Origin of the sequence: Bifidobacterium samirii (assembly GCF_003952945.1) — a bacterium.
GTDB classification, from domain to species: domain Bacteria; phylum Actinomycetota; class Actinomycetes; order Actinomycetales; family Bifidobacteriaceae; genus Bifidobacterium; species Bifidobacterium samirii.
The window spans coordinates 198,905-204,904 of the sequence record NZ_QXGK01000003.1; the positions used below are offsets into that span (position 1 = coordinate 198,905).

Below are 6,000 nucleotides of genomic sequence, written 5' to 3' on the forward strand. Positions count from 1 at the left end.
TGCTGATTATTGGGATTAAAGGGATTTCTTACTGTGTTCCCTGCGCACGCGGGGATGATCCCACCGCCACCGGCCGGCGTCTCGAACCGTTGCAGTGTTCCCTGCGCACGCGGGGATGATCCCGATTTCATGAGTCTCTACCCGACCAGCCGCATGTGTTCCCTGCGCACGCGGGGATGATCCCTGTCCGGCATCTACGTGAACATGAGCGGCGACGTGTTCCCTGCGCACGCGGGGATGATCCCTCAAGAACTGGGATGAAACGACCACCAGCTGGGTGTTCCCTGCGCACGCGGGGATGATCCCAACCGTTTTTTCAATGAATTTTGTGACACGCTGTGTTCCCTGCGCCCGCGGGGATGATCCCACGTTGCAATCATTGGGCTTATCGGCGTGTCGGTGTTCCCTGCGCACGCGGGGATGATCCCTAAGGCTTAAGCGAGGGCTGACGCAAGAACAGGTGTTCCCTGCGCACGCGGGGATGATCCCCGAAGTGCTCGCCGTCACCATCGACGGCCGGTGTGTTCCCTGCGCACGCGGGGATGATCCCCGACGCCGCGTCCGCCTTTCAGCCCGTCGCCTGTGTTCCCTGCGCACGCGGGGATGATCCCGGCGTGCAGGTCGGTCGGCCTGTCCGCGCCGGGTGTTCCCTGCGCACGCGGGGATGATCCCGTGCTCGGCAGCGAGGACGAGAAACGCGCCGAGTGTTCCCTGCGCACGCGGGGATGATCCCTTGCGTTCCGGCGTCTCGCCCTCGCCCCATTGGTGTTCCCTGCGCACGCGGGGATGATCCCTTGCGTTCCGGCGTCTCGCCCTCGCCCCATTGGTGTTCCCTGCGCACGCGGGGATGATCCCAAATCTCCGTCTTCGTTGAGGAAGCCGGTGGCGTGTTCCCTGCGCACGCGGGGATGATCCCGGCTCGAACACCGAGCATTCCCCATGGTGGGAGTGTTCCCTGCGCACGCGGGGATGATCCCCGCACGCCACCACCACACGACGGCCACGCGAGGTGTTCCCTGCGCACGCGGGGATGATCCCGATTCGACGAGGACTCCCATACTTGCCTGCATGTGTTCCCTGCGCACGCGGGGATGATCCCGAGCTTTTCGACCGCGACGCCTTCGCCTACACGTGTTCCCTGCGCACGCGGGGATGATCCCATGTTGCCGGACCGGAAAAGAGTTCCGCCCAGGTGTTCCCTGCGCACGCGGGGATGATCCCGCAGACGCCCGCCCGCCACGACCAGCCCGGTAGTGTTCCCTGCGCACGCGGGGATGATCCCAGCCGGCCGACCTCTATCCCGTCCTCCGTCTCGTGTTCCCTGCGCACGCGGGGATGATCCCAGCGGCGCGATGTGGGATGAGCTCACCGCCGCGTGTTCCCTGCGCACGCGGGGATGATCCCAAACCGAGTGCCTTAATTTCCAGCGGCCGCAAGTGTTCCCTGCGCACGCGGGGATGATCCCTGACGGTGCGAGCCAAAATAAATCCCTCAAAAGTGTTCCCTGCGCACGCGGGGATGATCCCGATTCCAACGGCAACCCCGTGGACACGACAATGTGTTCCCTGCGCACGTGGGGATGATCCCCTCTACGGTCGGCTGCGCGCATTGTCGAGCAGGTGTTCCCTGCGCACGCGGGGATGATCCCTGGACGACGATACCGTGATCGATATCATCGTTGTGTTCCCTGCGCACGCGGGGATGATCCCTTGCGTTCCGGCACCTCGCCCTCGCCCCACTGGTGTTCCCTGCGCACGCGGGGATGATCCCACCTCTGCCTCGACGATGATATCGACCACGGTGTGTTCCCTGCGCACGCGGGGATGATCCCGAAAGTAGAATGGCAGCCGTCGGACCACGCGGGTGTTCCCTGCGCACGCGGGGATGATCCCGTCACGTTGGACACCAAGAACAAGCCATCCACGTGTTCCCTGCGCACGCGGGGATGATCCCGCGTCGGTAATCGTGATGATTTCGTCGGTGCCGTGTTCCCTGCGCACGCGGGGATGATCCCATGCTTTTGCCGGTGCCGCCCTCGCCGCCGACGCCGCGGCCGGGCCGGTTGGCGTTCCACTGGTCGATGGTCTCGGGTTTCCAGCCTCGAGTGCGGCCAATAATCGCATCCGGCTCGGGTAAGTTGAGGCTGAGGAGGGCGCCTTGGATGATGTCGAGGTGTTCTGCGACCTGCTTGACGCCGAGATGGTGTTCAGTCATCATGTCCTCCCTTTGGAACGAGTTTGATTGGAGCATTCCCGATCCGGTGCATGCGTTTCGTCAGATCAGTTCACCTTGGAACAATTCCGAGTGCGAGCCGATGCGTACCATGCGGATCACGGTGCGGTCCCGTCGTTTCCAATACAGGACCAGCACGTCGATGTCTCCGTCAAGATGGAACTCCCAGTGGCCGTTGTAGTTGCCGCCCGGGTTGTCCAGCACGTGCGGCACGTAGCCTTCGGGCAGCTCTCCGTATTCCTGCAGATAGTCGATGGCGTCGTCCAGATCGTCCATGAGCTCGGGATGGGAGCGGCTCAGCCTCGTGTAGTCCTGATCGAACTGCGGTTCGAAGATGATCCTGCATGTCATCCGGCGAGTCCTCTCAGGCTGCGCAGATGCGCACGCGCCGATCCTGCGGAATCGCACTCCGTGGAGTCATCCGGGATGAGGCCGATTTCCTTCGCCTCGGCCGCGACCATGGCCTTACGGGTCGCCGCGGTCGGTTCCAATCGCACGCCCCTATAGCGGCGTGGGCGGAACGGCAGTCCGTCCTCGGCGAGCGATTGGCGCAGGAACATGTTCACCGCGGTGCTCAGATTCATGCCCAACGATTCGTAGAGGGCGGCGGCGCGCTCCTTCACATCATCATCGACGTTGACTATCAACTTGGCCATAATAGCCTCCTAACAGATTGCAGTTTATTACCTATAATATATATTATAGGTAACTATGAGGCATTGCATTGCCGTATGCTCCCGGCTGATCTCATCGCATCGAGCTTGTGTGCATGGATGGCATCCCCATCGCCGCCGCCCCATGCGCCCGTCGTTGTAGACTCGCGTAGGTATCGAACTTGGCAAGGAGGAACGGCATGGGTTGTACGCTGGTGATCGACACCTCGTACGGGTCTACGGTGGGCGTCGTGGGATGCGAGCCCATCGTCGAAACCGATTCGCGCACCCACGTGGAGAAACTGCAGACGAACATCGCGCGCGCGGTCGCCGACGCCGGCATGCGCGCATCCGACATCGAGAGAATCGTCGTCGGCGTGGGTCCGGCGCCATTCACCGGCCTGCGCGCCGGCATCGTCGCAGCCAAGGCGCTCGCGTTCGCCACGGGCGCGACGATCGTCGGCCAGAACATCCTCGACCCGCAGCATGCGATGATGCGCGCCGCGATGGGCGTCGCCGGCCTGCCGGACGCCACGTCGGCGACCGCATCTGCGACCGCGGCCGACGCATCGCTCGCCGGCGTCGGATTCCTCGCCGACGTGCCGCGGTGCGCCGACGCGGCGGACGCGGCGCGTCATGTGACGCTGTGCGTCAACGACGCGCGCCGCAAGCAGCTGTACTTCTCGCTCGATCAGGGGTCGCCGGCGTCGCCGTCGGCGGGACTGCGCTGGATCGACATGGACATCGACTATCCGGAGAGCATCGTGGCGCGCGTGAACGCGGCCGTCGCCGAACGCGCCGAACGCGACGGCGTGGCGTACGTGGTCGACGTGGCCGGCCACGGCGCGGCGAAGTATGCGGCCGCATGGGACGGTCTCGACTCGCGTGGCGTCGTCGTCGACGGTTCGCTGCTCGACGCGGGCGCGGCCTGCCTGGCGATGTTCGCCGCGCTCGCCGACGCGCAGACGGCCGACGCGGGCGGATCGTCGCCGGTCGACCCGCTGTATCTGCGCCGCCCGGACGCGGAGATCCCGAACCCGCTCAAGCATGTGCTGGGCCATGCGGGCGCGGGGAGGACCCGCTGATGCTGACGGAGATGAACGCCGCCGGCGGCCCTGACGTCGAGACCGCCGTCGCGGCGATGCGCGCGCTGGAGGTCGAACTGTTCGCCAACCATGCGTGGAGCGAGGCGTCGGTGCGGCAGGAGCTGTCCGCGCCGGGCCGCACGTACGTGTTCGACGTGGCCGACGCGATTGACGTCGACCGTGAGCCGGACGCCGATTCCGCCGATGCTGCCGCCGTGACGATCGGCGATCCCGCGCGCGTGCGCGGATTCGCCGGCTACTGGTATGACGGCGAGGATGCGGAGATCATGGATGTGGGCGTCGGCCGCGCATACCAGCGACGGGGCATCGCCGCGGCGATGATGGCGTATCTGATCGACCGTGCGCGCGGGCAAGGCGCGCGGCGCATGCTGCTCGAGGTGAGCGTCGAGAACGCGCCGGCGATCGCCCTGTACGAGCGGCTGGGATTCGAGCGCATCGGCCTGCGCCGACGCTACTACCAGCCGGAGGGCATCGACGCGCATGTGATGGCCCTCGACCTGAACCCGCGTCCGGTGGGCTTCCGAAGCGCGACCGCCGGCGACAACGACATGAAGGAGACGACACGATGAGCGAACCGATCGTACTGGGCATCGAATCCACCTGCGACGAGACCGCGGCGGCGGTCGTGCGCGGCCGCACGCTCGTCTCGAACGTCGTCGCCTCGTCGATGGACGAGCACGCGCGCTACGGCGGCGTCATCCCCGAGATCGCGTCGCGCGCGCACGCCGAGGCGTTCGTGCCGTGCGTGTCCAGGGCGCTGGCCGACGCGGGCATGACCATCGCCGACGTGGATGCGATCGCCGTGTCCGCAGGCCCGGGGCTCGCCGGATGTCTCGCCGTGGGCGTGTCCGGCGCGAAGGCGCTGGCGTGGGCGAGCGGCAAGCCGCTGTACGGCATCAACCATGTGATCGGCCACATCGCCGTCACCCAGCTGCAGTTCGGCGCGTTCCCGCCGGACACGATGGCGCTGATCGTCTCCGGCGGCCACACATCGCTGCTGCACGTCGAGGACGTGGCGCGGCATATCGACGTGGTCGGCACCACGCTCGACGACGCGGCCGGCGAATGCTTCGACAAGGTGGCGCGTCTGCTCGGCTTCCCCTACCCGGGCGGTCCGCACATCGACCGTCACGCGCAGGCGGGCGATCCGAAGGCGATCCGCGTGCCGCAGGGCCTGACGCAGGGCAAGGCGGGTGCGGCCCACCCGTACGACTTCAGCTTCTCCGGCGTCAAGACCGCCGTCGCCCGCTGGATCGAGGAACGTCAGGCGGCGGGGGAGACGATCCCGGTGGACGACGTGTGCGCGTCGCTGGCCGACTCGGTGGCGACCGTCCTGGCGCGCAAGGCGATGCGCGGCTGCGAACAGTACGGTTCGGACACGCTGATCGTGGGCGGCGGCTTCTCCGCGAACTCGCAGCTGCGCGCCAAGCTGCTCGAATTCGGCGCGCAGCACGGTGTCGACGTGCGCATCCCCGAACTCAAGCTGTGCACCGACAACGGCGCGATGGTCGCGATGCTGGGCGTGAATCTGGTCGAGGCGGGCGTGGCGCCGTCCGCTCCCGATTTCCCGATCGATTCGGCGATGCCGTTGACGAAGATCTGCATGTGATGCGGATTCGTCCCGCCGATGTTAGCGTCTCGTGTCCGTGCGGCCGGCCGGTCCGCCGGGCGTCGCGGACGCGCGACACGGCGGGACACTCCGTGATTTGCATGATTCGGAAAAACGGCTATTATCTACTTCTTGTGCGCGGTGATTAGCCGCGTGCGAGGATATTCCTGCGTAGCTCAGTTGGCAGAGCATCCGACTGTTAATCGGACGGTCACTGGTTCAAGCCCAGTCGCAGGAGCTTCGGTCGGGACTCCGGTTCCGGTTGATAATTGAATATTCCTGCGTAGCTCAGTTGGCAGAGCATCCGACTGTTAATCGGACGGTCACTGGTTCAAGCCCAGTCGCAGGAGCTTCGGTCGGGACTCCGGTTCCGGTTGATAATTGAATATTCCTGCGTAGC

The 6,000-nt window shown here is 65.8% G+C and carries 5 protein-coding genes, 2 tRNA genes and 1 CRISPR repeat array; of the genes, 5 read left to right on the top strand and 2 right to left on the bottom strand.

Annotation, left to right across the window (positions count from 1 at the left end):
- Nucleotides 1-33 precede the first annotated feature (33 nt).
- Nucleotides 34-2,014: a CRISPR direct-repeat array (repeat unit 29 nt; unit sequence GTGTTCCCTGCGCACGCGGGGATGATCCC).
- Between the two features lie 260 nt (nt 2,015-2,274).
- Both D2E24_RS02800 and D2E24_RS02805 read right to left on the bottom strand, forming a co-directional pair.
- Complete coding sequence (locus D2E24_RS02800; protein ID WP_125967808.1) at nt 2,275-2,583, bottom strand: type II toxin-antitoxin system RelE/ParE family toxin; 309 nt, start codon at nt 2,581-2,583, stop codon at nt 2,275-2,277.
- Nucleotides 2,580-2,888 (bottom strand): type II toxin-antitoxin system RelB/DinJ family antitoxin, encoded by a 309-nt coding sequence (locus tag D2E24_RS02805; RefSeq protein WP_125967809.1) that lies wholly within the window; start codon nt 2,886-2,888, stop codon nt 2,580-2,582. The genes D2E24_RS02800 and D2E24_RS02805 overlap by 4 nt, the downstream gene beginning before the upstream one ends.
- A 197-nt stretch (nt 2,889-3,085) precedes the next feature.
- Here D2E24_RS02805 and tsaB point away from each other — a divergent pair, with 197 nt between their 5' ends.
- The 5 genes from tsaB to D2E24_RS02830 all read left to right on the top strand — a co-directional run bounded on the left by tsaB (nt 3,086) and on the right by D2E24_RS02830 (nt 5,950).
- Entirely contained in the window at nt 3,086-3,970 is an 885-nt protein-coding gene (gene tsaB, locus D2E24_RS02810; RefSeq protein WP_125967810.1) for a tRNA (adenosine(37)-N6)-threonylcarbamoyltransferase complex dimerization subunit type 1 TsaB, read from the top strand.
- Nucleotides 3,970-4,560 (top strand): GNAT family N-acetyltransferase, encoded by a 591-nt coding sequence (locus D2E24_RS02815; RefSeq protein ID WP_125967811.1) that lies wholly within the window; start codon nt 3,970-3,972, stop codon nt 4,558-4,560. Before tsaB ends, D2E24_RS02815 begins: the two co-directional genes overlap by 1 nt.
- Nucleotides 4,557-5,600: a tRNA (adenosine(37)-N6)-threonylcarbamoyltransferase complex transferase subunit TsaD gene (tsaD, locus tag D2E24_RS02820; RefSeq protein WP_125967812.1), complete on the top strand. Its 1,044-nt coding sequence runs from the start codon at nt 4,557-4,559 to the stop codon at nt 5,598-5,600. The genes D2E24_RS02815 and tsaD overlap by 4 nt, the downstream gene beginning before the upstream one ends.
- Before the next feature lie 165 nt (nt 5,601-5,765).
- A tRNA-Asn gene (locus D2E24_RS02825) sits at nt 5,766-5,838 on the top strand.
- A gap of 39 nt (nt 5,839-5,877) precedes the next feature.
- Nucleotides 5,878-5,950 (top strand) — tRNA-Asn (locus D2E24_RS02830).
- Nucleotides 5,951-6,000: the final 50 nt, after the last annotated feature.